Source organism: Pseudomonas sp. ADAK2 TE3594, from assembly GCF_053628675.1.
Genome location: NZ_JBRJGV010000001.1, coordinates 2,685,745 through 2,711,083, shown reverse-complemented (window position 1 = coordinate 2,711,083; position 25,339 = coordinate 2,685,745). Strand labels below are relative to the sequence as shown.

Sequence of the window (25,339 nt, the reverse complement as noted above, 5' to 3'; positions counted from 1 at the left end):
TCTGTGGCGTTCACAAAACCCGTAGGAGCGAGGCTTGCCCGCGAAGAGGCCCGAACATTCACCGAAAATCCCCCAGGGTCGACCCCCGAACAATCAACCGCGCCGGAAAATCCAACGTCCGCACCGGCCCGTCATCCCCGCGCAGCCGCTTGAGCAAACACTCAAACGCACTCGCACCCATCTCCGCCGTCGGCTGGGCCAGCGCGGTAATCCCGCTCCCCACCAACGGATACCAATCCAGATCATCCAGGGCAATCAGCCCGACATCCTCGAACAGATTGCACTTCAACTCGCGCAACGCATGAGTGCTGGCCAGCGCGGCAATACCGTTGGCGCAAAACAGCGCCTTCGGGCCAGGGCCGGGAGTTTGCAGAAAGGTTTTCAAACGAGCGGTCAGATCGCCGCCAGTTTCAACCACCGCCCCCGAGAGCGCCGGACGCCGCTCGATCTGCGCCTTGAAACTGCTGACCCGCTCGATCCGCGAACTGGTGCCGTCATACGGCTCGGTCACCAACAGCACATCGCGATAACCGCGTTCTTCAAGATGGGCAACCGCCATCTCGACGGCGGCCGGATTGTCCAACCCCACCAGATCGCTATCGAGCTGCTCGACTTTGCGATCCACCAGCACCATGGGCATTTCCTGATGCAACTCGCGCAGCTCATCGCGGTGATGGCCGAGGGTGTTCACGATCAAGCCTTCGATGTTGTACGAGCGCAGCAACGCCAGGTGCTGACGCTCCTGCTCATCATCGCGATCGGTGTTGCACACCACCAGGCTGTAGCCGTGCTGACGGCAGGCGGTTTCCACCCCGTGCATCACGGCAATCGAATAAGGATTACGGATATCGGCCATCAGCATGCCGATCAGACGCGTGCGTCCACGTTTCAGGCCGCGGGCCATCTGGTTCGGGCGGTAGCCCAACTCGCTGATCGCTTGCTCGATGCGCAAGGCAATGGCATCGGAGAGCAGGGCGCGGTCATCGCCGATGAAACGCGAAACGCTGGCCTTGGAGACTCCCGCGTGTTCGGCGACGTCGAGCATGGTCACGCGGCTGCGTTGGGCGGCGGAGAAGTCATTCATGGGGGGCGACCTTGTTATTGGAATAGTTCGCATGAAGGGCCATATGGCTATGAAACCGGTTTCAGAAAACACCAATACATCCCGTACGTCAAGCGTGGCCAGGTCACAGATTTAAGGACAATTCGCAAAAAAAACGACCAGCGGTCGTCAGACCTGTCAGATCTGACAGTAGTCCGATTCCGATAATTAATGCTTAATTTCTTCACCGCTGTGCCAAATGTCCGGCGCTGATGACTCAAGAACAAAGCCGCCTTTTTATCGAGGATTCGTTCATGCGATCCGTGATCTCAATGACGTTAAACGCACCAAAGGTCATCGGCGTGGAAGATGATGATCCGGAAGGTCATATCCCTCTGGATAGACTGCAGACCGGGATTGATGTGGTGATTCCTCTTTGGCCCAATCCGGCAAAAGAGCAGGGAGAACGAGACATCCTCGCGGTTTGTTTTGAACAGGGCCGGTTGATAGTTCTGCGCATAGAAAAGACATATTATCCAGCAGATATACAGCCTGAGTTTGTCATTCGGATCGCACCGGAATATTTGCAAAGTAACGGCGTCGCTAGACTCTGGTATGGACTGCTTAATACTGCGGATAACGAATCCCTATCATCTAAGCGCTACCTGACCATCGACCATACGGAGATACCAACTGATCTTCCAGAAGTCGACTTTCCGCAGACGGATAAAGAAAATGGTTATTTGAATTGCAAAGCCGACCCGCCTATTTGGGAAGGGGTACAGATCAAGGTTTCAGCGCTGACGGGTTTCAGGGTTGGCGACCGGTGCGAAATAGAATGGACAGGTTACAAGAGTCAAAATGGTAGTGGCGATCCAATCGGAAATACCTATAAAAAGATCATTCGCCAGTCGCTGAGTGATGAAGATATTCGTGAAGGTTTTGTTGAAGTTGTAGAGCCGTATATTCCGCATATTGAGCCGATGGAAAACAATGCGTCTGCATTGGTTACTTACGCTGTGTATCGTGGAAAAAAATTGGTAGGGAAATCAAAAGTGACACTGGTCCGCATTGACAGAATCGTTCCAGGTGATGAGTCCTGTGGTCCAGGGTGAGTTAATAATATGGCAGTACGCGGTGAAATATAGGCGCATGAATCGTTAGTTGGTTGATGAGATCTTTGCGCTTTTGATCAGTAATGAATGGAGCCTGATAAAATGAACGCTAAAGTTGATCGTGCCAATTTGTCCAGAAGGATGGTCTTGCAGGAACGTAACGGTACAGCCGGCGCTGTGCTCGCCGATGCCGAAAAAGTTACCTTCACCCAGCAAACTCTAGAAAATGATATTCGGATACCTATCGAATTTCTGGATGCGCCACTGGAGTACACCATTCCTCAAGGAACGGAACCTGAGGATCCGGCTGATTTAATTGAGTTTAAGATTCGCAAGAAAGGCGCGCCTGACTGGGAGGATATTGAGGCTTTTCTGGAGCTGGGGCCGATCGCCGAGCGGGGATGGCCGTTGCATCGTACAATTCCGATAAAGTATTTAGTAGAAGATATTGCTCCAGAAATACCCACTGTGTATGAAGTTATATATATCTACTGGTACGGTGGTATCAACGATTCGAATGCCGAAATTGCCGAGTATGCGGTTGATCGGACGCGACCTTACAAAGTAAAAGTGCCGGCGTCGGATCGTACGCCGGCAGCACCCTCATTTCCGGCCGGCCCTGCGCCTGGCGCCCCCATTGATGAGGATTTCCTTGGCAAAAACCTGACAGGCGTACGGATCAAGATTGCCGACTATTCCGCTCGACTGGACACTGACTGGGTCGAACTGTTTTTTGGGGTCGCACCGGATCCTGACCGGGATGAACCTGCCTATAAGGGATTCCTCACATCAACGTTTGAAGTGTTGGTGCCCGTTGAAAAGTTTCGGGCTGCCGAGGAAGGGGCAAATACGTTCGTTTTCCGGGTTCGGGATTTAGCAGGAAACATCAGCAAATTATCCAACCCCAGTAGCCGACGCATTGTGTTCCTTGAAGACCCCAACGTTATCTTGCCTCCAGTCGTACCGTTGGCCAACGGAGAAAACGGTGATGATTTAATCGATCACGCCGATGTTGAGCAGGGGGTAAAAGTTGTGGTGACGGTTCCTACGCCCAACGGCCCGGGAGATTCCGTACGCGTGTACTGGGGCAGCGAAGAGGTAGGCAGTGAACAGCTCGTCGGGACGAACCTTGAATTAACCTGGGATGTGGACGTCGCGCTTATAGAGCGCGTATATGGAAATACCGACGGGGCACAACAAACCAATATTCATTTTGAAATGTTTCGCGGCAGTCGGAAAATTGCAGAAAGTTCGGCTGATATTTTTGTCGATATGTCTTATATCGGCCCAGAAAATCCGGATAGGCCGAAGCCAATCAACCCGAATCTGTCAACCCCAGAACTCACAATGTCTAAAGGAAGTGTGAATGAAATTCTTGAGACAGATTACGGCGATAATGGAACTATATCGTTCATGATTTTTGCTGCCCCACCTACAGAAGAGGGATGGGAGATAAAAATCTTCTACCATAACGTTCAGGTAGGAGCCACCATCGCACTGACGCCAGGTATGGAAAATACTCTCATCACCCGGCAGTTGGATTGGGATGTCATTTTCCAACAACAGAGCGGAACAAGGGATCTCTGGTGGACATTGAATACACCGCTCGGCGTCAATCCTCAGAGTTCGCCTCATCAGCCAATTACAGTGGAAGATTTTCCAATCGAAACGGCTGCACCGGAAGTGCTGAATCTTGCGGGTCCGAAAAAGCAAATCGGTTGTGGGACTTTAAACTTTGGCGCCAGTAATGATGGGACGCCTCGCCGCAATCTCCAGGTGCGAATACTCAAGGGGCCTTATACCATTGATGGTGAAACAATTACTTTGAAGTGGGAAGCATTGACCAACGAAAATCCTCCGGATCCAATCGTCGAAACAACGGCTACTTATCCCATTGTCGGTACATTTCCGGACGAGGGTGTCATTATTCAGATTGGAGATTATGATACTCACTTCAAACCCGCCAACCGTGGGTTAGGCAGATTGACATATACTGTTTCGCGTACAGGAAATACTCCTACACCTCCTTCTAAACCAGCGCAACATGAAGTGCTTATGGTCAATCATATCGGGCAGTACTGCGAGGAAGCTCATCCTTCGCCTTAAGTACCCTCTGACAGTGCAGTGAGGGCAGTCCTTCGCTGCACTGCTTTTTTATCTAAATGGTATGTTTGAGACTCAGAAGGAGTTTTCCTTTGTGACAATAGGATAAATCCTACAGCGTATTCCGCAGTGTCCAGATAGCCTAGCGACCCTTAATTGACTGGCACCTTTCTAAAAGCCGGGACTGCCAGTTCCTGAGTTTTATCAAAGTAGGTGTCTACTATGCGAACTTCATCGACTAGAAGGGGGAACACGCAAAAATTAATGTTTTCGTGTATTCCACTGCTGGCTATTTACACTTCATCTGCAGCTGCGGCACCCGTCGTCGGGGGTGATGAAACCGTTAATGGGGGGGCACCGGAAAGCTGGTCTCTCAGCCAGAATGCAACGCTGACCGTCAATGCGGCACAAACGTTGGCGATCACCTCTGATCAGTCGACACTCAATGTCAATCCAGGCAGCAATACCCAACAGATTTCAGCAATCAACGGTTCCCGAGTAAACCTGAACGGAGCGACGGTCACCGGTATCGGCGGATTGGCGGCTGTGGTGCTGAGCAACAGCGAAGCCAATATCAAAGACAGCACCATTACTGGCAATCGCTTTGGGTTACAAGCGGGACGAAACATCAACACCCAGACCGGCTCAACGGTCACGATAACCGACAGCACCGTCACTGGAGTGACCGGCGGCGCATTGGCGAGTGCATTCAGCACTCTGGATATCACCCGTTCGACGATTCAAGGTACCGGGGCTTCCAGCTTTGGGCTCCGGCTACAAAGTGCCGGAGCGACGCTCAGAGGCAGTACCGTGATCGGTGGACAGAATGGCATCAGCCTTGGCCTTGAAGACTCCGCTATTCAGCCTGTGACCCTCGCACTTGAAAACTCTACGGTTCAAGGTCAAACCGACTCGGCCATTCTGGTGGATTTTGCCAATGCCGGTGCGTCGACGGCGAACATTTTCCTGGACAACTCTCGATTGCAGGCCGGCAATGAAACCCTGCTGGATGTCCGCGGTGGTGCGAACGCCCACATGACGGTCAATGGCAGTAACCTCACAGGGCACATCATTTCCGAGCAAGGCAGCACCACCCAACTGACGTTGCAGAACAATTCCGAGTTGACCGGTCGCCTGGTCAACGTCGCCAGTGCAACCATCAATGACAGTTCGCAATGGGTGCTGGTGGAAGACAGCAAGGTCGAGAATCTGATCCTGAGTAACGGTGGGGCCGTAAAATTTGGTGCTGACGACGCCTTTTACCAATTACAGGTGACCAACCTGTCGGGTAATGGCCGGTTTCTCATGGGGACTGATTTCGCTACGGGTCAAACAGACCTGTTGGTTATTAATGGAACGGCCAGCGGTACCCATGAGCTGCTGATAAGCAGCAGCGGTGTGGATCCGGCAGCTGGTGTGCCTATTCGCGTGGTTCAAACCGCAGGTGGCGATGCTCAATTCACAATAAGCAGGAACGTCGATCTGGGTACTTATTCCTACGGGCTGGCCAAAAGTGGCAACGACTGGATACTTGACCCGAGCACAAGCACGGTCAGTCCGGGAGCCCGTTCGGTCTTGGCGCTGTTCAACACCCCAGTGACCGCCTGGTATGGTGAAGGAGCTTCAGTGCGCTCCCGGATGGGTGAATTGCGTTTCAATGGAAGGAGTGCCGGAGCATGGGGCCGTGCCTATGGCAACAAATACAACATTTCTGATGCATCGGGCGTTGGTTATCAGCAAACCCAGCAGGGTTTTACCCTGGGGGTCGACGCGCCACTTCCGATTGGCGACGGCCAATGGCTGGCGGGGGTACTTGCCGGACATAGCAAGTCCGATCTGGATCTGCATGGCGGCACTTCCGGCACGGTTAGCAGCTACTACCTGGGTACCTATGCCACCTGGCTTGATGCCCGAACCGGTTACTACTTCGATGCGGTCGTCAAAGCCAACCGTTTTCGCAATGACGCCAAGGTAGGGTTGAGCGACGGTACCCGAACCAAAGGCGACTTTGACAACTCGGGAGTAGGTGTGTCCGTGGAGTTTGGTCGGCACATCGCTTTTGCCAGCGGCAATTATCTTGAGCCATTCACTCAGTGGTCCACTGTGTACATTGAGGGTAAAGACTTTTCGCTGGATAACGATTTGCAAGCCGAAGGTGATCGGACTCGATCCATGTTAGGGAAAATCGGGGTGACAGCAGGACGTAATATCGCACTGGAACAGGGACGTGTATTGCAACCGTACCTGAAAGCGGCTTTGGCATACGAATTCGCTAAAAACAATGAAATTCAAGTCAACAACAACGTTTTTAACAATGATCTCTCCGGTTCTCGGGTTGAACTCGGTGCTGGTATGGCTGTGTCCATGACAAAAGACTTTCATTTACATCTTGATGTTGATGCCATGAGCGGTCGTCATATTGATCAACCTATAGGTATCAATGTCGGTATGCGCTATGCATTTTAAGTAGCGTCGAAACTCGATGTAAAAAAAGGAAGCCTTCGCTTCCTTTTTCTATGGGGCTGGCTTGCATGTTTATCAGGCCGCCTGCGAGCGCAATGCGGCAGCACGTTTTTTGACGCTAGCATTTTCCCTGGCGGAAAAATCAACATTGATAGTCAGTGTTTTGACCGTGTCATTGACAACGTTTTCAACGACGACATCGGTCAATGTGCCGGAGAAGATTCCACTTTGTGCATCAAACATCAACACGGCGGCGCCTTGTTTTTGGTTGTAAATCACAGGGTTGTCCGGGTCGGAATTATCGGCGAAGGTCAGGCGCACAGTAGACGATTCTTTTGTCACCGGATAGGGGCCATTGGGCTGCCCCTTGGTAAAGGAGAGCGTGAGTTCTTTCGTCGTGTAATCCGGGGCGGGAGCGCGTTGCCTGGCGAACATCACATGTGCTACACCATGCGGTGGCAGAAAGGTTTTCACCGACAGTTCGACGAGACCTGCATTAAATGTCTGGTTATTGCCAAGGGTACCAGTACAGGTTCCCGCAGCCGTTTCCTGTTTGGATTTTTGCGTGATAGTTTGCATTACTGTCTCCATATTTATGGCAATTAACAATCCACCCGCTTAAAGCTCGGGATGCCTTATCAAACGCTGAAGACATGGCGTTGTAAACTGTCAGCTCTGACAGTTTACAACGCTTTTTTTTTGTGTTTTTAACTATTGGCCTTGTAGATGAGTTTGTCTTGATTGGGCGGTGATGGATGACTAACGCTGATATTGCCCGCTGTTGACGTCAGCAGTAGTAATCCCATCGTACGATTGAAGTAGCTCATCGCTCCAGTAGAACTTGGCAATTAGCTTGCGCCCGCTCTCAAGGCTGCCCTGCGATACAGCACCGGCGTCAAACCATAAGCCCGGACAAACCAGCGCCGGTGACTGCGCACCAGTTGAGCGTGAGCATGCAGATATTCGCGGGCCTTTTGCGCTACCCGCGGTAGACGTGGGTCTTCGCCATACCGGGTGCGCCGGTGCAGATGACAGGTCAGGCGTTCGAGCAGATCGTCGAGCGCAGTTTGGCGGATGATCTTTAGGACAGATACAGGTTAGCTTCGCAGAAGGGGGCGGCTAGAAGGCCTGTGTCAGGCGCAGAGGACAGCGAGTGCACGTTATCAGGCCTCGACGACCTGTGAGGCCTGATAACAAGGTTTTGCCCCTAGTTGATAGGGGCTTCGGGCTCAACGGATGACAACATCAAATCCCGCGACATCAAATTCGCCCTTCAGATCAAACTGCATGGCCGGTTGTCCTGCACGTTGAATCGTGCAGTCGATCATCTTGCCTTGGAGAGAGCCTGATTGAATGTCGAATTCGAATTTCACTTTACCTGCGATGGCGTCGTAACGTTCCATAATACCGCCGCCTTCACTGGTTCGGATCAATCGTGTGTATGACAGCCGAACTTTTGCGGTAGCACCGCCCAGGTCATATTCGCCTCCAGACAAGTGTTCATCGAACGTCAAGACCATCAGCGTTCTGACCTTATTCTCTTCTGCAGTACTTCCATTCAGAATCCATCGGTTAGATCTCTTCACCTGGAGCGTCGAGCCACAGTCTCACTGTTATGGCTTTAAAGTGGGTGAATTCACTGTTGGTTAGCGTTGCGGAAAACGTGCCGGTGGTTTCTTTCGGTTGATTGTTCGGAGGCAGGGTAAGCTTTTTCATGATCGATCCTTCGGTGACATCGAGAGGGCCGGCAATAGCGTGTCGGCGACATGTCCGATCATTTATCAGGGGAAATGCAAAATCTACTGTCATAAATGACAGGTATAAAAGCCAGGTTTGTTATCGCGAATCAGAAAAATCAACCGAACAGCCCCGCTGCAATGTTGATCGAAAAGCCCAGAATCGCGGTATTGAACACGAACCCGATCAACGATTGCGCCAGCACGATCTTGCGCAGATCCCGCGTCGCTACGCCGACGTCGGCCGTCTGCACCGCCACACCGATGGTGAACGAGAAGTACAGAAAGTCCCAGTAATTGGGCGTTGTCAGCCCCTCGGCAAATCGCAGCGCCGGTTCCTTGCCGCTCCAGGTGTAATACAACCTTGCGTAGTGCACGCTGAAAATCACCCCGATCAGCAGCCATGAACCGATTACCGTCAATGCGGTGAAGCCGTAGCGCAGCAGTTTGCGGGTGGTTTCCAGGTCCCGGCTGCCGGCGAGTTCGAAGGTGATGGTGGCGAGGCTGGCCAGCGCCGCGATGCTCACCAGCAGCAACACCAGACCGGCGTTTTCGTCCTCGACCTCGGCTATGCGTTTAACGTCCGGGGCCTTGGCACGTATGGTGAGCCAGAGCATCAGCACCAGATAGGTCCAGACCCCGGCGTTCCAGCCGATGAGGATTTTGCTGATGATTGAGTCTGCGGGGGCCAGAATGCCGACCGCGACGCCGAGTGTGGCAGCGGCGGACAGGCGTGGGTGGGTGCGGGCGAGTAGGGGCATGAGAACTCGATGGGCCTGGGTGTCTAAACACCTTAGCCCAGGTTGTGACCACAACGATAATCCCTTGTAGGAGCGAGGCTTGCCCGCGAAGGCGGTGTGTCAGTCGACATTAATGTTGAATGTGACGGCCTCTTCGCGGGCAAGCCTCGCTCCTACGGGGATGGGTTGTGGGTTAGATGTTTTTGTGGCGCTTGCGCACCAGTTTCATCACCACCACAAAAAACACCGGTACAAACACCACTGCCAGCGTCGCGGTGATCATTCCGCCGATCACCCCGGTGCCGATCGCTTGCTGGCTCGCCGAGCTGGCCCCGGTGGCGATCGCCAGCGGTACCACGCCAAGGATGAACGCCAGCGACGTCATGACAATCGGCCGAAGGCGCAGGCGCGCGGCTTGCAGGGTGGCGTCGATCAGGTCGTGGCCTTCGTCGTACAGGCTTTTGGCGAATTCAATGATCAGGATCGCGTTCTTCGCCGACAGGCCAATGATGGTGATCAGCCCGACTTTGAAGAACACGTCATTGGGCATCCCGCGTAACGTCACCGCCAAGACCGCGCCGAGTACACCCAGCGGCACCACCAGCAGCACCGACGTTGGAATCGACCAACTCTCGTACAGCGCCGCCAGACACAGGAACACGATCAGCAGCGACAGCCCGAGCAGAATCGGTGCCTGGCTGCCGGACAAGCGTTCCTGCAACGACAGCCCGGTCCATTCCTGACCCAACCCCGCCGGGCCCTGCGCCACCAGTCGTTCGATTTCTGCCATGGCTTCGCCGGTGCTGTAACCGGGCGCCGGTTCGCCGGAGATGCTGATGGCCGGGTAGCCGTTGTAACGGGTTAATTGCGCCGGGCCCTGGGTCCAGTTGGCCCGAACGAAGGCCGACAACGGCACCATGTTCTCGGCGTTGTTGCGTACGTGAATCTTCAGCAGGTCGTCGACCTGACTACGCTGATCGCCTTCAGCCTGGACCACCACTCGCTGCATCCTTCCCTGGTTGGGGAAGTCATTGATGTAGGCCGAACCTACGGCGGTGGACAGCACGTTGCCGATGTCGGCAAACGAAATGCCCAAGGCGTTGGCTTGCTTGCGGTCGACTTCCAGTTGCACCTGCGGCGCTTCGGCGAGGGCGCTTTCGCGCACGTTCATCAGGATCGGGCTTTTTTCGGCGGCGGCCAGCAATTGGCTGCGCGCCTGCATCAGCGTGGCATGGCCAAGGCCGCCACGGTCCTGCAGGCGGAACTCGAAACCGCTGGAGGTGCCGAGGCCATCGACCGGCGGAGGCAGGACCGCAAAGGCCATGGCGTCCTTGATCTGACTTAGTGCGATGTTGGCGCGGTCGGCAATCGAACTCGCTGAGTCATCGCTGCCCCGATCCGACCAATCCTTGAGCGTGGTGAACGCCAGCGCGGCGTTCTGCCCGCTGCCGGAGAAGCTGAAACCGAGAATCACCGTGCTGTCGCCGACGCCCGGTTCGGTGGCGTTGTGCGCTTCGATCTGCTCGACCACCTGCACCGTACGGTTCTTGCTCGCACCCGGTGGCAGTTGAATGTCGGTGATGGTGTAACCCTGGTCTTCCACCGGCAGGAACGAGGAGGGCAGGCGACTGAAGCACAGCCCCAGACCGATCAGCAGAACGCCGTAGATCAACAGGTAACGCCCGGTGCGTTTCAACGCATACGCGACCCAGCCCTGATAACGCTCGGTCAGTTGCTCGAAGCGCCGGTTGAACCAGCCGAAGAAGCCGCCCTTGGCGTGATGTTCGCCCTGGGCAATCGGTTTGAGCAGCGTCGCGCACAGCGCCGGGGTCAAGGTCAGGGCGAGGAACGCCGAGAACAGGATCGACGTGGCCATCGATAGCGAGAACTGCTGGTAAATCACCCCGACCGAGCCCTGCATGAACGCCATCGGAATGAACACCGCCACCAGCACCAGGGTGATGCCGATGATCGCCCCGGTGATCTGCTTCATCGCCTTGCGCGTCGCGTCCTTGGGCGACAGGCCTTCGGTGGCCATGATCCGCTCGACGTTCTCCACCACCACAATCGCGTCGTCCACCAGAATGCCGATGGCCAACACCATGCCGAACATGGTCAGCACGTTGATCGAGAAGCCCAGCGCGAGCATGGTCGCGAAAGTGCCCATCAACGCCACCGGCACCACCAGCGTCGGGATCAGCGTGTAACGGATGTTTTGCAGGAACAGGAACATCACCGCAAACACCAATATCATCGCCTCGCCGAGGGTGTAGACCACCTTGGTGATCGAGACTTTGACGAAGGGCGAAGTGTCGTACGGAATCTTGTATTCGACGCCGGCCGGGAAGTAGCGCGCCAGTTCATCCATCTTCGCACGCACCAGCGTCGCGGTGCTCAGGGCGTTGGCGCCCGGCGACAGTTGCACGCTGACGGCGGTGGACGGCTTGCCGTTAAGCCGTGTGGAAAACTGATATTCCTGGCTGCCGATCTCGACCCGCGCCACATCGCGGATGCGCACGGTCGAGCCGTCAGGGTTGGCCTTGAGCACGATGTCGGCGAATTCTTCGGGTGTCGACAACTGGCCTTTGACCAGAATGGTCGCGGTGATTTCCTGAGTGGTGCGAGTCGGCAAGTCGCCGATGCTGCCCGCGGAAACCTGAGCATTTTGCGCAACGATGGCGGCGTTGACATCGGCCGGGGTCAGGTTGAAGCCAATCAGTTTCTGCGGATCTATCCAGATCCGCATCGCCCGTTCGGCACCGTACAACTGAGCCTTGCCGACGCCGTCCAGGCGCTTGATCTCGTTCATCACGTTGCGCGCCAGGTAATCGCTGAGCGCCACGTCGTCGAGTTTGCCGTCGCTGGAGGTGAGGGTGATCAGCAGCAGGAAACCGGCGGAGACTTTCTCCACCTGCAAGCCCTGTTGAGTCACCGCTTGCGGCAAGCGCGACTCCACAACCTTGAGGCGGTTTTGCACGTCGACTTGCGCCATTTCCGGGTCGGTGCCCGGCTGGAACGTCGCGGTGATGGTGGCGCTGCCGAGGCTGCTTTGGGATTCGAAATACAGCAGATGATCAGCGCCGTTGAGCTCTTCCTCGATCAGGCTGACCACGCTTTCGTCCACGGTCTGCGCCGAAGCGCCCGGGTAGGTGGCGTAGATTTCGACTTTCGGCGGCGCAACGTTCGGGTACTGCGCCACCGGCAATTGCACAATGGCCAACGCACCGGCCAGCAGGATGAACAAGGCGATCACCCAGGCGAACACCGGGCGGTCGATAAAGAACTGCGGCATAAAAAAGCGTCCTGCTTACTGACCAGAAACCTGGGCAAGTGGAAGAGGGGTGTTGTCGATCTGGACTTTTTCACCGGGGCGCGCGTGTTGCAGGCCTTCAGTGACGATGCGGTCGCCGGGCTTGAGGCCGCTGGTGACGATCCAGCGATCGTTCTGCACCGGGCCCAGTTCGACCGGTTGCTGGCCGACCCGCTGCTCGGCGTCGAGCAACAGCACTTGGGCAACGCCGGCGCTGTCACGCTGAATGGCCCGTTGTGGCACGCTGATGCCTTGCTGATTGAACGCTTGCTCCAGACGCACGCGAACGAAGCTGCCCGGCAGCAAGTCGAGGTCCGGGTTGGGGAACTCGCTGCGCAGAATGATCTGACCAGTGCCCGGGTCGACGGTGATGTCGGTGAACAGCAACTTGCCCGGCAGCGGGTAGAGGCTGCCGTCGTCCTGAATCAATGTGGCTTTGGCCTGACCTTGGCCCACTTCCTTTAACTGGCCGGAACGGAACGCGCGGCGCAGGTCATTGAGTTCACGGGTCGATTGCGTCAGGTCCGCATGGATCGGGTTCAACTGCTGAATCAATGCCAAAGGGGTGGTTTCGTTCTGCCCGACCAGCGCGCCTTCGGTCACCAGTGCGCGGCCGATGCGTCCGGAAATCGGCGCCGTGACAGTGGCATAACCCAGGTTCAGTTTCGCTCGCTCCACGGCGGCTTTGTTGGCAGCGACCTCGGCGGCGGTCTGCCGGGCATTGGCCCGGGCGTTGTCATAATCCTGGCCGCTGATGGCGTTGCCTTCGATCAGTTGGGCGTAGCGCTGCTCTTGCAGTCTGGCCTGGAACGCATTGGCCTCGGCCTTGCGCAGCGCCGCCTCGGCGCTGTCCAGGTCGGCCTTGAACGGTGCCGGGTCGATACGGAAGAGAACGTCGCCTTTTTTTACATCGCTGCCTTCACGGAAGGCCTGCTGCAACACCACGCCGGCAACACGGGCGCGCACTTCGGCGATGCGTGGCGCGACAATCCGCCCGCTCAGTTCGCTGCTGATCGATAGAGGGCGGGCTTGTATGGTTTCGATCCGCACGGTGGCCAGTGGTGCCTGTTCTTCGGCGGTCGAGGACTGGTCACAAGCGCTCAGCGTCAACGTCAGTGCAATCAGGCTGAGCGTGGCAAGCAGGTTCTTTGACATGTGAATACCCCAATAATGACCTCCCGCATCCTACGGGGCGCCGATCAAGGTAGCGGTGAAGCTTTGTAGGCGCTGTGTGAAATTGTGTAAGGGTTTTGCTCATGGGCGTGTGAGGGCGTATATCCTTGGCGACTTGAAATTTATTGCGACAGATGTACCGCTATCGCGGGCAAGCCCGCTCCCACAGTGGTAGGTGATGTTCACAAAATCTGTGTCCACATCAAATCCCTGTGGGAGCGGGCTTGCCCGCGATGAGGCCTCGCCAGTCACCCCTGCACTTTCTGGAAACACCCCATGCCCAACATCCTCCTGGTCGAAGACGACACCGCGCTCTCCGAACTGATTGCCAGCTACCTGGAACGCAACGGCTATTGCGTCAGCGTGATTAGCCGTGGCGATCATGTGCGCGAACGGGCGCGGGTCAATCCTCCGGACCTGGTGATTCTCGATCTGATGCTGCCGGGACTCGACGGTTTGCAGGTCTGCCGCTTGCTGCGAGCCGACTCGGCGACCTTGCCGATCCTGATGCTCACCGCCCGCGATGACAGCCACGATCAGGTGCTGGGCCTGGAAATGGGCGCCGATGACTACGTCACCAAACCTTGCGAACCACGGGTGTTGCTGGCCCGGGTGCGGACCTTGCTGCGCCGCAGCAGCCTCAGCGAACCGATGACCGCCAACGACCGCATTCTCATGGGCAATCTGTGCATCGACCTGTCTGAGCGCACGGTGACCTGGCGCGAGCAACTGGTCGAGCTGTCCAGCGGTGAATACAACCTGCTGGTGGTGCTGGCCCGGCATGCCGGCGAAGTGCTGAGCCGCGACCAGATTCTGCAACGCTTGCGCGGTATCGAATTCAACGGCACCGACCGCTCGGTGGACGTGGCCATCTCCAAGCTGCGGCGCAAGTTCGACGACCACGCCGGCGAGGCTCGCAAGATCAAGACTGTGTGGGGCAAGGGTTACTTGTTCAGCCGCTCCGAGTGGGAATGCTGAGTCGATGTTCAGAATTCTGTTTCGCCTCTATCTGGTGACCATTGTCTCGTTCAGCGCAGCGATCTACCTGGTGCCGGACCTGGTGATCCAGGTTTTCCATGAGCGCTTCGTGACCTATAACCTCGATTATTCCCGAGGCTTGCAAACGCTGATTGCCAAGCAGTTTCGCGCCGTGCCTTCAGAGCAGTGGCCAGCGCTGGCAGCTGAGATGGACAAGGAATTCCAGCCGCTGCACATCGTGCTGACCCGCAACGACGACGCGGAATTCACCCTCGATGAACGGCAACGCTTGCAGCGCGGTGAGAACGTGGTGCGCATCGGCGACTGGGGCTGGCGTACCCTGGCGGTGGCACCGTTGAACGAGCAGATGGTGGTGAAAATGGTCGTGCCGCCGGACCCGACGGACGTCAGTTGGCTGTACTGGAGCATCAACGTGCTGATCGGCGCGACCATGCTCGCCTGTCTGTTGCTGTGGTTGCGCCCGCACTGGCGCGACCTGGAACGCCTCAAAGGTACCGCCGAACGCTTCGGCAAGGGCCACCTGAGCGAGCGCACACAGATTTCCCCCAGCTCCAACATCGGCAGCCTGGCCAACGTGTTCGACACCATGGCCGGCGACATCGAAAACCTGCTCAACCAGCAGCGCGATCTGCTCAACGCTGTGTCCCACGAACTGCGCACGCCACTGACGCGGCTGGATTTCGGCCTGGCCCTGGCGCTGTCCGACGACTTGCCGGCCACCAGCCGCGAACGTCTGCAAGGCTTGGTCGCGCACATTCGCGAACTGGATGAGCTGGTGCTGGAATTGCTGTCTTACAGCCGATTGCAAAACCCGGCGCGGCTGCCGGAACAGGTCGACGTGTCGCTGGATGAATTCATCGACAGTATTTTGGGCAGCGTCGATGAAGAACTTGAGTCACCGGAGATCGTTATCGATGTGCTGCTCAACGGCCAGCTCGAACGCTTCTCGCTGGACCCGCGACTGACCGCCCGGGCGCTCCAGAACCTGCTGCGCAATGCGATGCGCTATTGCGAAAAACGGATTCAGATCGGTGTGCAGGTGTGCCCCAAGGGCTGTGAAATCTGGGTGGATGACGATGGTATCGGCATTCCGGAAGAAGAGCGGGAGCGGATTTTCGAGCCGTTTTATCGGCTGGATCGTAGTCGGGATCGGGCGACTGGCGGGTTTGGGTTGGGCCTGGCGATCAGCCGCCGGGCCCTGGAAGCGCAGGGCGGCACACTCACCGCGCAACCGTCGCCGCTGGGTGGCGCGCGGTTTCGACTCTGGTTGCCGACACCTACTTGAATCTTTCACCGTACCTGTGGCGAGGGAGCTTGCTCCCGCTGGGGCGCGAAGCGCCCCCAATACCTACAAATACATTTCTCCAGAGAGACTTCATTCGAAGATTTTGCGACTGCTTCGCAGCCGAGCGGGAGCAAGCTCCCTCGCCACAAGGAGTCATTTGCCATGGGGGTTGTGCATGATCGTTCAGCCGAGTATGTCGGTTGACGGAATCAACCCGACCCCAGCCACCTGCATCCGGTCAATCGCTGCCGCCAGCGATCCATCCAGATCAATCGCCCGACATGCATCCATCACCACAAACGCATTGAACCCCGCCGCCCGCGCGTCCAGCGCAGAAAACATCACGCAGAAATCCAGTGCCAGCCCGACCATGTAGACCGTGTCGATGCCGCGCTCTTTAAGGTATCCGGCCAAGCCTGTGGTCGTGGTTCGATCCGCTTCCAGAAATGCCGAATAACTGTCGATGTCCGGATTGCAGCCCTTGCGGATGATCAGTTGGGCGTGGGGCAGGTCCAGTTCCGCGTGGAACTCGGCGCCGGGTGTGGCCCGTACGCAATGCTCAGGCCAGAGCGTTTGCTCGCCATAAGGCAACTGAATCACATCGTAAGGTTTGCGCCCCGGGTGGCTGGAAGCGAATGAGGCATGGCCGGGCGGATGCCAGTCCTGGGCAATGATGACCTGCTTGAACTGGCGACCCAGACGATTAATCAGGGGCACAATCAGGTCGCCCTCCGGCACCGGCAGTTGACCGCCGGGAATGAAGTCGTTTTGTACGTCGATAACCAGCAAAGCTGCACGTGAAGAGATTGGCATGGGTGGGGTTCCTCCTTGGAAAGTCAGGTGCAAGCATAGTGATAACTTTGCTGGTGCGCTAAGCCGGTTTCATGAAATGGCTGCGTTTGTGGCGGTGAAAGGCAGTTGGATCGGCGGTGTGGCCTTCGCGGGCAAGCCTCGCTCCTACGGGTGTTATGTATCCGACACCATTCCCCTGTAGGAGCGAGGCTTGCCCGCGAAGAGGCCCGTCCAGACACCACAAAACCCGGAGCAGTCCCGCATTTGGCCGAACCGCTGCCTTACTGCCGGCACGGATGCCTTGTTATAGTTCGGGCCTCATATTCTGCCCGGTAAAGGATCACTGCCATGTCTCAATACACCGCCTTCAGCGTCGAATTGGCCGATAACATCGCCCATGTGCAGATCAACCGCCCGGAAAAGATCAATTCGATGAACGCCGCGTTCTGGAGCGAGATCATCGAGATTTTCCAGTGGATCGATGATACCGATGAAGTCCGGGTGGTGGTGCTCAGTGGTGCCGGCAAGCATTTTTCTTCGGGCATCGACCTGATGATGCTGGCCGGTGTGGCCAATGAACTGGGCAAGGATGTCGGCCGCAATGCGCGCCTGCTACGGCGCAAGATCCTCGCGCTGCAAGCCTCGTTCAATGCCGTCGACAATTGCCGCAAACCGGTGCTGGCGGCGATTCAGGGTTATTGCCTGGGTGGCGCCATCGACCTGATTTCGGCCTGCGACATGCGTTACTCCGCCGAGGACGCGCAATTTTCCATCAAGGAAATCGACATCGGCATGGCAGCCGATGTGGGCACTTTGCAACGCTTGCCACGGATAATCGGTGACGGCATGCTGCGTGAACTGGCTTACACTGGTCGCACCTTTGGCGCCTTTGATGCGCGCAACATCGGCCTGGTCAATCGCGTCTACAGCGATGCCGCCAGCCTGATTGAAGGCGTGATGGGCATTGCTCGCGAGATCGCCGGCAAGTCGCCGATTGCTATCACCGGCACCAAAGAGATGATCAGCTACATGCGTGACCATCGCATCGACGACGGCCTCGAATACGTCGCCACCTGGAACGCCGCCATGCTGCAATCCACCGATCTGCGCGTGGCCATGGCCGCCCATATGAGCAAACAGAAACCCGAATTTCTGGATTGATTAACCATGATTTCACGCTGGACCACCGCAGTACTGGACACCGATCAACCCGGCGGCTGGGCCGTGGCGCGCAGCCCCGAAGGCTTTTTGTTCGATGACAATGGCGCGCTGTTTCCACGGGAATGGCTCAAGCGTCAGGACCTGTCGATTCTCGCCGAGCATGGCATCGGTCACCTGGATGGCGAACCGGTCTACCTGCTGGAGCTGCGCAGTCACAGCGACGTACCGGGCTGCAACTGGAAAGGCCTGCGAGCGTTCATGCTCGAGGACGATCACACTGTCTACAAGGTGCTCGGCTATGCCGCGCAAATCGGTACCTGGGCCCGTGAACACCGTTTTTGCGGCAATTGCGGGCAGGTGATGAGCCAGGTGCCGCGTGAGCGGGCGATGTACTGCGAACCGTGCGATTTGCGCAGCTACCCGCGCATTTCACCGAGCATGATCGTGCTGGTGACCCGTGGCGACGAGGTTTTGCTAGCTCGTTCGCCGCGTTTTGTCGCCGGGGTCTACAGCACGTTGGCGGGGTTTGCCGAGCCGGGTGAGTCTGCCGAGGACTGCCTGATTCGCGAGGTCCGCGAAGAGGTGCAGATCGAGGTCAAGAACATCCAGTACATGGGCAGTCAATGCTGGCCGTTCCCGCATTCGATGATGCTCGGTTTTCACGCCGAGTACGCCGGGGGCGAGATTGTCTGTCAGGAAGACGAGATCGAAGACGCCCAGTGGTTCAACGTGCACGAGCTGCCGCCGTTGCCGGCGTCACGCTCGATTGCCCGTTACCTGATCGACGTCTACGTGGCGCGGCGCTTAGGCCTCGCTGAACCAGTGCTGCCAGGCTAACCGGACGGTCAAGCCGAGCACCACGGTGATGAACACCGGGCGAATGAACTTCGCACCGCCGCTGATGGCGGTGCGCGCGCCGAAGAAGGCGCCGACCATCACCGACAGGCCCATGCTCAGGCCGATGATCCAGTCCACTTGGCCGGAAAATATGAACACCGACAGCGCCGCGATGTTGCTGACGAAGTTCATGCTGCGCGCCACGCCGCTGGCCTTGACCAGGTCGATGGGGTAGAGCAGCAGGCTGCTGACGGTCCAGAACGCTCCCGTTCCCGGACCGGCCACGCCGTCGTAGAAGCCGAGGCTGAAGCCTTGAGTCGATTGCCACTTTTTCCTGATCGGTGCGTCGCTGTCCAGCGGCGCCTTCGGTGTGCCGCCGAACAACAGGTACAGGCCACAAGCGAAAACGATCACCGGCAGCATCTTGTTCAGCCATTCCGCCGGCAAGTAATGAGCGACCACGGCGCCGGTGAGCGCACCCACCAACGTGCCGACGATCGCGTGCGTCCATTGCCGAGGATGGAACAACTTGCGCCGGTAGAAAGTGAAACTGGCAGTGGCCGAGCCGAAGGTTGAACTGAGCTTGTTGGTGCCCAGCACCAGGTGCGGCGGCAAGCCGGCAGTCAGCAGCGCCGGAGTGGTCAGCAGACCGCCACCGCCGGCGATGGCGTCGATGAAACCGGCAATGAAAGCGACGAGGGCCAGAACGGCCAGGGTAGTGAGGTCAACGCTGAGTTCGAAAGGCATGGAATGGGCTTATTCGGCAGGGCGCAGAAGAGGGCTGCGAGGAAGGCCGGTATCTTACCTATAACCACTTCTTGCGGCGACCTGTCTGGCCCTTTCGCGGGCAAGCCTCGCTCCTACAGGGGCGATGGTGAGCCGATCTTGGGCAAGCCTCGATCCTACAGAAAATCACGCGATCCTGTAGGAGCGAGGCTTGCCCGCGAAGGCATCCCGCCCCGACGACACATTATTTGTGCTGCGGCCCATTACCGATCTGCCACACAAACGGCGGTTCAGTCCCGTTAATCGCCCAGTCCCCGACAATCCGCGCCTTGTAGATCACCGGATTGTGCGATGACACGGTCCGCGCATTGCGCCAATGCCGATCCAGCGATTTGCCTTCGCGAACATCCGAAGCGCCCAAGGCATTGAACAACGACGTGGTCGCCCGCTGGATCAATTCCGAGACCACCACCTGAGCCTTCGCCGACTCGATCTCCGCTGCCACATTCGCCGCGCGCTCCAGCGCCTCATCCCCCGAAAACCGCGCCAGATAAGCCCGTTGCGCCGGTTGCGCAGCCTTCAAGGCACTGGCTTCGGCGGCATACACCCACGCTGCCACTTCACCGACAACCTGTTGCACTTGCGAATCCTCGCTGACCCGCTGTGCATTGCCGTGGCTGTAAATGCGTTTACGCTCGCGCACCTGATGCGCCACATCGCGCAACGCGGCGCGGCCAATCCCGGCCAGGGTCGCCAGCAGCACCAACTGATAAAACGCCGTCTGGTATTTGAATCGGGTGGCGAAGTCGATGATGTTCTCGGCGTCCACTTCAGCCTCGATAAACCGCGAAGTGCCGCTGCCCGTGGTGCGCTGGCCGAAACCGTCCCAGTCATCGCTCTGCACAATTGCCGGTTGACGTGTGCGGACGGCAGCGATCACATCGCCGCCGGTATCGCTGCGTTGGGCATAGACATCGATCCAGTCAGAGAAAATGCTGCCGGTGCTGTAGAACTTCTCGCCGTTGAGCCGCCACCGATCGCCGTCGGGCGAGACCTTGGTAATCACATCACCGATCGCTACGCTGCCGATTTCGGTCCAGGCGCACCCGACGATATCGCCCTCCACGAAGCGTTTGAACCAGACATCCCGAGCCGGCCCCGGTGCCGCGTTCAAACGATCCTCGGCAAAGGCGAAATGTCCGCGCAAAGCCTGGGGCACGTTGGAATCGGCTTCGGCCAGTTCGATCAGCAACTCGAACAGCTGCGGCAGAGAAGCACCGCCACCGCCGTATTCAACCGGCACCCGCACCGCGCCGAAGCCGGCGTCCTTGAGCCATTGAATCGGTTCGTAAGGCAGGCTGCGGGTTTGCTCGCGCTCAACGGCACCGGCGGCGATGCGCTGGAAGATCGGCCGAAAACGCGCGGCCAGCGTTTCATAGTCAGTACCGGTGGACAGCGGGTTGATTACGTGATGTTCGGTCATGGGACAGCTCCTTGGAACGGCAGTGAGTGCCACAGGGGATTGCACGGACCATGCCGACATTCACAGGCCAGTCATTGCGGGTTGGTACGTGGGTTAGCTCTCACTGCAACTGTTGCCGTACCAACAGGGCATCAGCAAATTGCCCCGGGTACAACCGGATCCCTGTGGGAGCGAGCCTGCTCGCGAAAGGGCCATCAGACTCAACATTGATGTTGACTGATACACCGCTTTCGCGAGCAGGCTCGCTCCCACAAGTATTTCACTTGGCTTAAGGCGGTCGTATCACAGCGCTGGCACGGTTGCTGCTCTGGCCTCAGGACTTCCCTGAAAACCCGAGGACACGCCAATGAGTCAGCAAGCCGTCAAATTTGCCTACTGGGTGCCGAACGTCAGCGGTGGGCTGGTGGTCAGCAAAATCGAGCAGCGCACCCACTGGGGCATCGACTACAACCGCAAACTGGCGCAACTGGCCGAAGAAGCGGGGTTCGAATATGCCCTGACCCAGATTCGTTTCACCGCCGGTTATGGTGCCGAGTTCCAGCATGAATCCGTTGCCTTCAGCCATGCGCTGTTGGCCGCAACGACCCAGTTGAAAGTCATCGCGGCGATCCTGCCGGGGCCATGGCAACCGGCGCTGGCGGCCAAGCAACTGGCGACCATTGATCAACTCACCAACGGCCGGGTGGCGGTGAACATTGTCAGCGGTTGGTTCAAGGGTGAGTTTCAGGCCATCGGTGAACATTGGTTGGAACACGACGAACGTTATCGCCGCTCTGAAGAATTTATCCGCGCATTGAAGGGCATCTGGAGCCAGGACAACTTCACCTTTCGCGGCGACTTCTACCGCTTCGACAACTACAGCCTCAAACCCAAGCCGCTGGGTCAGCCGGAAGTCTTCCAGGGCGGTAGCTCCCGTGCGGCCCGGGACATGGCGGCGCGGGTTTCGGACTGGTACTTCACCAACGGCAACACCCCCGAAGGCATCAAGGCCCAGGTCGACGACATCCGCACCAAAGCGGCTGCGAATAATCATTCGGTGAAAGTCGGGGTGAATGCCTTCGTCATCGCACGAGACACCGAAGAAGAGGCGCGGGCGGTGTTGGCGCAGATCATCGATCAGGCCGATCCCGAAGCCGTGAATGCCTTTGGCGATGCGGCAAAGCAGGCGGGCAGGGCGTCGCCCGAGGGCGAGGGCAACTGGGCCAAATCGACCTTTGAGGATCTGGTGCAGTACAACGATGGCTTCAAGACCAACCTGATTGGCACACCACAACAGATTGCCGAGCGGATCGTCGCGTTGAAAGCGGTGGGCGTGGATTTGGTGCTGGCTGGGTTTCTGCACTTTCAGGAAGAAGTGGAATATTTCGGGAAGCGGGTGTTGCCGTTGGTGCGGGAGCTGGAAGCGAAGGCGGCTGCAACGCCGCAAGCCGCGGTCGCCTGAACACCAAAAAAACATTGTGGGAGCGAGCCTGCTCGCGATGACGGTTGAACATCCAACAAACAAGTTGACTGTCAGATTGCTATCGCGAGCAGGCTCGCTCCCACATTTGGATCAGTGTTTACAGGCCCAGATCGGACAAGCCCGGGTGATCATCCGGCCGGCGGCCCAGCGGCCAGTGGAACTTGCGGTCGCTTTCCTTGATCGGCATGTCGTTGATGCAGGCGTAACGGTTGAACATCAAGCCGTTCTCGTCGAACTCCCAGTTCTCGTTGCCGTAGGAGCGGAACCAGTTGCCCGAGTCGTCGTGCCATTCGTAGGCGTAACGCACGGCGATGCGGTTGTCGCCATGGGCCCAGAGTTCCTTGATCAGCCGGTAGTCCAGTTCCTTGGCCCATTTACGGGTCAGAAAACTTTTGGCTTCTTCTCGGTTGTGGGCGAACTCGGCGCGGTTACGCCACTGGGTGTCCAGGGTGTAGGCCAGGGACACCCGTTCCGGATCGCGGGAGTTCCAGCCGTCTTCGGCCAGGCGAACTTTTTCGATGGCCGATTCACGGGTGAACGGAGGCAATGGCGGACGAACTTCGGCAGTAGACATATTAAGTCTCCCTATCAAATTAACGTACAAGCAAGTTGTCGGGCTTATTAAAAATGTTACAGGTCCAATAACTTTCGCGCCATGCATTGCGCATTATCGGCGGCACTGTGATCACCCATCACAAGCGCTACGGTAATGGCACCGTCGATCAGGATCAGCAGCTGTTTGGCCAGCGTCTCCGGGTCTGTTGCGCCATGTTCGGTACAGAGCTCGCGCACGTAGTCGAGCAGCTTCTGTTTGTGGTCTTTGGCGACCAGGCGAACCGGGTCTTGCGCATCACCGGTTTCGCCGCTGGTGTTAATGAATGCGCAGCCGCGAAAGCCTTCGGAGGCGAACCAGGCCTTGAGCACGGTAAACAGGTTGAGCAGCCGGTCGGCCGGACTCTCGGCCTTGCCGACTTCGCTTCGGTACCAATTCATCCAGCGCACATCGCGGCGTTGCAGGGCCGCGACGGTGAGCTCCTCCTTGTTGGCGAAGTAGCGGTAAATACTTTTTCTGGAGACGCCGGCGGTTTTCACCAGAAGATCCATGCCGGTGGCAGCGATGCCACTTTTGTAGATCAACTTTTCGGTGACATCCAGAATAATGTCGCGTGTGTCATTGCTAGTGATTTCGTTCATGCGGCCAACAGTAGAATGATCGTTCTCCTTGGTCAAGAAATTATTTATGGTGACTGTGAAATTGCCTTCGCGGGCAAGCCTCGCTCCTACGGGATTTGTGCAGTCACAATTATCCCGAACGATGAAAAACCGTAGGAGCGAGGCTTGCCCGCGAAGAGGCCTTTACAGACACTAACAAGACCCAAACCGATCCATGGTGTAAGCTCTCGGGTTCTTCGGATTCGACCCTTTTGCGAGCCCTATGCCGTCGCTTTTCAAACGCTCTCTGCTGCCTAAACTGCGCAGTTTTCCGCTGACCGCCGATGCCGTCACCATCCTCTCTGGCGCCGCCGAGTTCCGTCGTTGCCTGCTGGAAAAAATCGCCCAGGCCACCCAGCGCATCTATATCGTCGCGCTGTACCTGCAACAAGATGAGGCCGGCCAGGAAATCCTCGATGCCCTGCACGCCGCCAAACTGGCGCGTCCGGAACTGGACGTGGTGGTGGTCGTGGACTGGCTGCGCGCCCAGCGCGGTTTGATCGGTGCCGGCAAGCAGCCGGGCAACTCGGCCTGGTATCAGGAAACCACCCGCACCCACGAAAGCGTCGTGCCGGTGTACGGCGTGCCGGTGCAGACCCGCGAGCTGTTCGGCGTGCTGCATTTGAAGGGCTTCGTGATCGACGATTGCGTGCTCTACAGCGGCGCGAGCCTGAACAACGTTTATCTGCACAAATTCGACAAGTACCGCTTCGACCGCTATCACCTGCTGCATAACCACGCGCTGGCCGACTCGATGCAGCACTTGATTCAGCACGGTCTGATCGCCTCCAAAGCGGTGCATCGCCTCGACCTGCCGAACCTGCCGACCACTCGCAGCCTGCGCAACGACATCGGTGACCTGCGCAGCCGTCTCAAGCACGCGGCGTACGACACCACGGCAGGTAGCACGGCGAAGGGCGGTTTATCGGTCAGTCCCTTGCTCGGCGTGGGCAAGAACAACCCGTTGAGTCGGGTGATCTGTGAGCTGATCGCCAGCGCCCAGCATCAGCTGACCATCTGCACGCCGTACTTCAACCTGCCGCTGGCGGTGACCCGGGAAATCAACCGTGCCCTGGCCCGTGGCGTGAAGATCGACATCATCGTCGGCGACAAAACCGCCAACGACTTCTACATTCCGCCGAGCGAGCCGTTCAAGGTAATCGCGGCACTGCCATACCTTTACGAGATCAGCCTGCGACGCTTCGCCAAGCGTCATCAGCGCAGCATCGACAGTGGCAAGCTGAACCTGCATTTGTGGAAGGATGGCGACAACACCTATCACCTGAAGGGCATGTGGATCGATCAGCGCTATACCTTGCTGACCGGCAACAACCTCAATCCACGGGCGTTCCGTCTCGACCTGGAAAACGCGTTGCTGATCGATGATCCGAAAGGTGAATTGCTGGAGCCGCGTGGCAATGAACTGGCGGAGATTTTCCGGCACACCAGCCGCATCGAGCGGTATCAGGATCTGGAAGCATTGCCGGATTATCCGGCGGGAGTGGCCAAGTTTCTCAAGCGTGTGAGCCGGGTAAGGATCGAGCGGTTGTTGTATCGGATTTTGTAAGGATTAACCTGGCGGGGCGGGTGTGGTGCCAGTAAGGACGCCTTCGCGGGCAAGCCTCGCTCCTACAGAGGAATGCAATCAACCGTAGGAGCGAGGCTTGCCCGCGAAGAGGCCCGCTCAGACGCTACAAAAA

Annotated in this window: 21 protein-coding genes and 1 pseudogene; 9 read left to right on the top strand and 13 right to left on the bottom strand. The window is 57.5% G+C overall.

From position 1 onward, the window contains the following. Window positions 1-58: 58 nt before the first annotated feature. Window positions 59-1,084, bottom strand: a complete 1,026-nt coding sequence (locus AB7M22_RS12250; protein WP_454186482.1) for a LacI family DNA-binding transcriptional regulator — start codon at window positions 1,082-1,084, stop codon at window positions 59-61. A gap of 230 nt (window positions 1,085-1,314) precedes the next feature. Between AB7M22_RS12250 and AB7M22_RS12245 the strand changes: the two genes are divergently transcribed. The 3 genes from AB7M22_RS12245 to AB7M22_RS12235 all read left to right on the top strand — a co-directional run bounded on the left by AB7M22_RS12245 (window position 1,315) and on the right by AB7M22_RS12235 (window position 6,726). Beyond that, window positions 1,315-2,157, top strand: a complete 843-nt coding sequence (locus tag AB7M22_RS12245; RefSeq protein WP_454186481.1) for a hypothetical protein — start codon at window positions 1,315-1,317, stop codon at window positions 2,155-2,157. A 102-nt stretch (window positions 2,158-2,259) separates the two neighbouring features. Then, on the top strand, window positions 2,260-4,263 hold the full coding sequence (locus AB7M22_RS12240; RefSeq protein WP_454186480.1) for a hypothetical protein: 2,004 nt from the start codon (window positions 2,260-2,262) through the stop codon (window positions 4,261-4,263). A gap of 219 nt (window positions 4,264-4,482) precedes the next feature. Further along, the gene (locus AB7M22_RS12235) at window positions 4,483-6,726 is read left to right on the top strand and encodes an autotransporter outer membrane beta-barrel domain-containing protein (RefSeq protein ID WP_454186479.1); all 2,244 of its coding nucleotides are present in this window, start codon (window positions 4,483-4,485) and stop codon (window positions 6,724-6,726) included. Window positions 6,727-6,798: 72 nt separating this feature from the next. Here the strand turns inward: AB7M22_RS12235 and AB7M22_RS12230 are convergent, their stop codons facing one another. The 7 genes and pseudogenes from AB7M22_RS12230 to AB7M22_RS12200 all read right to left on the bottom strand — a co-directional run bounded on the left by AB7M22_RS12230 (window position 6,799) and on the right by AB7M22_RS12200 (window position 13,664). After that, complete coding sequence (locus tag AB7M22_RS12230) at window positions 6,799-7,302, bottom strand: hypothetical protein (protein ID WP_454186478.1); 504 nt, start codon at window positions 7,300-7,302, stop codon at window positions 6,799-6,801. A gap of 269 nt (window positions 7,303-7,571) precedes the next feature. Beyond that, window positions 7,572-7,808, bottom strand: a pseudogene (locus tag AB7M22_RS12225) (hypothetical protein); the annotation flags it as partial. A 144-nt stretch (window positions 7,809-7,952) separates the two neighbouring features. Then, window positions 7,953-8,243 carry a hypothetical protein gene (locus AB7M22_RS12220; protein WP_454186477.1) on the bottom strand — a complete coding sequence of 97 codons (291 nt, stop codon included), beginning with the start codon at window positions 8,241-8,243 and terminating at the stop codon, window positions 7,953-7,955. Between the two features lie 52 nt (window positions 8,244-8,295). Continuing rightward, on the bottom strand, window positions 8,296-8,439 hold the full coding sequence (locus AB7M22_RS12215; protein WP_454186476.1) for a hypothetical protein: 144 nt from the start codon (window positions 8,437-8,439) through the stop codon (window positions 8,296-8,298). A gap of 139 nt (window positions 8,440-8,578) precedes the next feature. Then, window positions 8,579-9,220: a DUF1345 domain-containing protein gene (locus AB7M22_RS12210; RefSeq protein ID WP_454186475.1), complete on the bottom strand. Its 642-nt coding sequence runs from the start codon at window positions 9,218-9,220 to the stop codon at window positions 8,579-8,581. Window positions 9,221-9,392: 172 nt separating this feature from the next. Beyond that, the gene (locus AB7M22_RS12205; protein ID WP_454186474.1) at window positions 9,393-12,491 is read right to left on the bottom strand and encodes a multidrug efflux RND transporter permease subunit; all 3,099 of its coding nucleotides are present in this window, start codon (window positions 12,489-12,491) and stop codon (window positions 9,393-9,395) included. 15 nt (window positions 12,492-12,506) lie between these two features. Further along, entirely contained in the window at window positions 12,507-13,664 is a 1,158-nt protein-coding gene (locus AB7M22_RS12200) for an efflux RND transporter periplasmic adaptor subunit (RefSeq protein WP_454186473.1), read from the bottom strand. 294 nt (window positions 13,665-13,958) lie between these two features. Here AB7M22_RS12200 and AB7M22_RS12195 point away from each other — a divergent pair, with 294 nt between their 5' ends. Continuing rightward, on the top strand, window positions 13,959-14,660 hold the full coding sequence (locus AB7M22_RS12195; protein WP_008012908.1) for a response regulator transcription factor: 702 nt from the start codon (window positions 13,959-13,961) through the stop codon (window positions 14,658-14,660). 4 nt (window positions 14,661-14,664) lie between these two features. Next, window positions 14,665-15,966 carry an ATP-binding protein gene (locus tag AB7M22_RS12190; RefSeq protein WP_454186472.1) on the top strand — a complete coding sequence of 434 codons (1,302 nt, stop codon included), beginning with the start codon at window positions 14,665-14,667 and terminating at the stop codon, window positions 15,964-15,966. Window positions 15,967-16,149: 183 nt separating this feature from the next. Here AB7M22_RS12190 and pncA read toward each other — a convergent pair whose 3' ends face one another. After that, window positions 16,150-16,779: a bifunctional nicotinamidase/pyrazinamidase gene (pncA, locus tag AB7M22_RS12185; RefSeq protein WP_454186471.1), complete on the bottom strand. Its 630-nt coding sequence runs from the start codon at window positions 16,777-16,779 to the stop codon at window positions 16,150-16,152. Window positions 16,780-17,106: 327 nt separating this feature from the next. Here pncA and AB7M22_RS12180 point away from each other — a divergent pair, with 327 nt between their 5' ends. Together AB7M22_RS12180 and nudC are read left to right on the top strand one after the other, a co-directional pair. Continuing rightward, window positions 17,107-17,919 (top strand): crotonase/enoyl-CoA hydratase family protein, encoded by an 813-nt coding sequence (locus AB7M22_RS12180; protein ID WP_454186470.1) that lies wholly within the window; start codon window positions 17,107-17,109, stop codon window positions 17,917-17,919. A 6-nt stretch (window positions 17,920-17,925) separates the two neighbouring features. Then, window positions 17,926-18,756 (top strand): NAD(+) diphosphatase, encoded by an 831-nt coding sequence (nudC, locus tag AB7M22_RS12175; protein WP_454186469.1) that lies wholly within the window; start codon window positions 17,926-17,928, stop codon window positions 18,754-18,756. Here the strand turns inward: nudC and AB7M22_RS12170 are convergent. After that, complete coding sequence (locus AB7M22_RS12170; RefSeq protein ID WP_454186468.1) at window positions 18,724-19,503, bottom strand: TSUP family transporter; 780 nt, start codon at window positions 19,501-19,503, stop codon at window positions 18,724-18,726. The two genes, nudC and AB7M22_RS12170, sit on opposite strands and share 33 nt — an antisense overlap. Window positions 19,504-19,726: 223 nt before the next feature. Further along, on the bottom strand, window positions 19,727-20,965 hold the full coding sequence (locus tag AB7M22_RS12165) for an acyl-CoA dehydrogenase family protein (protein WP_454186467.1): 1,239 nt from the start codon (window positions 20,963-20,965) through the stop codon (window positions 19,727-19,729). A gap of 346 nt (window positions 20,966-21,311) precedes the next feature. On the opposite strand from AB7M22_RS12165, the gene sfnG reads away from it, so the two are divergent. Beyond that, window positions 21,312-22,406 carry a dimethylsulfone monooxygenase SfnG gene (gene sfnG, locus AB7M22_RS12160; RefSeq protein WP_454186466.1) on the top strand — a complete coding sequence of 365 codons (1,095 nt, stop codon included), beginning with the start codon at window positions 21,312-21,314 and terminating at the stop codon, window positions 22,404-22,406. A gap of 118 nt (window positions 22,407-22,524) precedes the next feature. On the opposite strand, the gene AB7M22_RS12155 is transcribed toward sfnG, so the two are convergent. After that, on the bottom strand, window positions 22,525-23,001 hold the full coding sequence (locus AB7M22_RS12155) for a nuclear transport factor 2 family protein (protein ID WP_183681829.1): 477 nt from the start codon (window positions 22,999-23,001) through the stop codon (window positions 22,525-22,527). A 56-nt stretch (window positions 23,002-23,057) separates the two neighbouring features. Further along, a complete protein-coding gene (locus AB7M22_RS12150) occupies window positions 23,058-23,621 on the bottom strand; it encodes a TetR/AcrR family transcriptional regulator (protein WP_454186465.1) in 564 nt (187 codons plus the stop codon). Window positions 23,622-23,862: 241 nt separating this feature from the next. Between AB7M22_RS12150 and pssA the strand changes: the two genes are divergently transcribed. Then, window positions 23,863-25,206: a CDP-diacylglycerol--serine O-phosphatidyltransferase gene (gene pssA, locus AB7M22_RS12145; protein WP_454186464.1), complete on the top strand. Its 1,344-nt coding sequence runs from the start codon at window positions 23,863-23,865 to the stop codon at window positions 25,204-25,206. The last annotated feature ends 133 nt before the right edge of the window (window positions 25,207-25,339 follow it).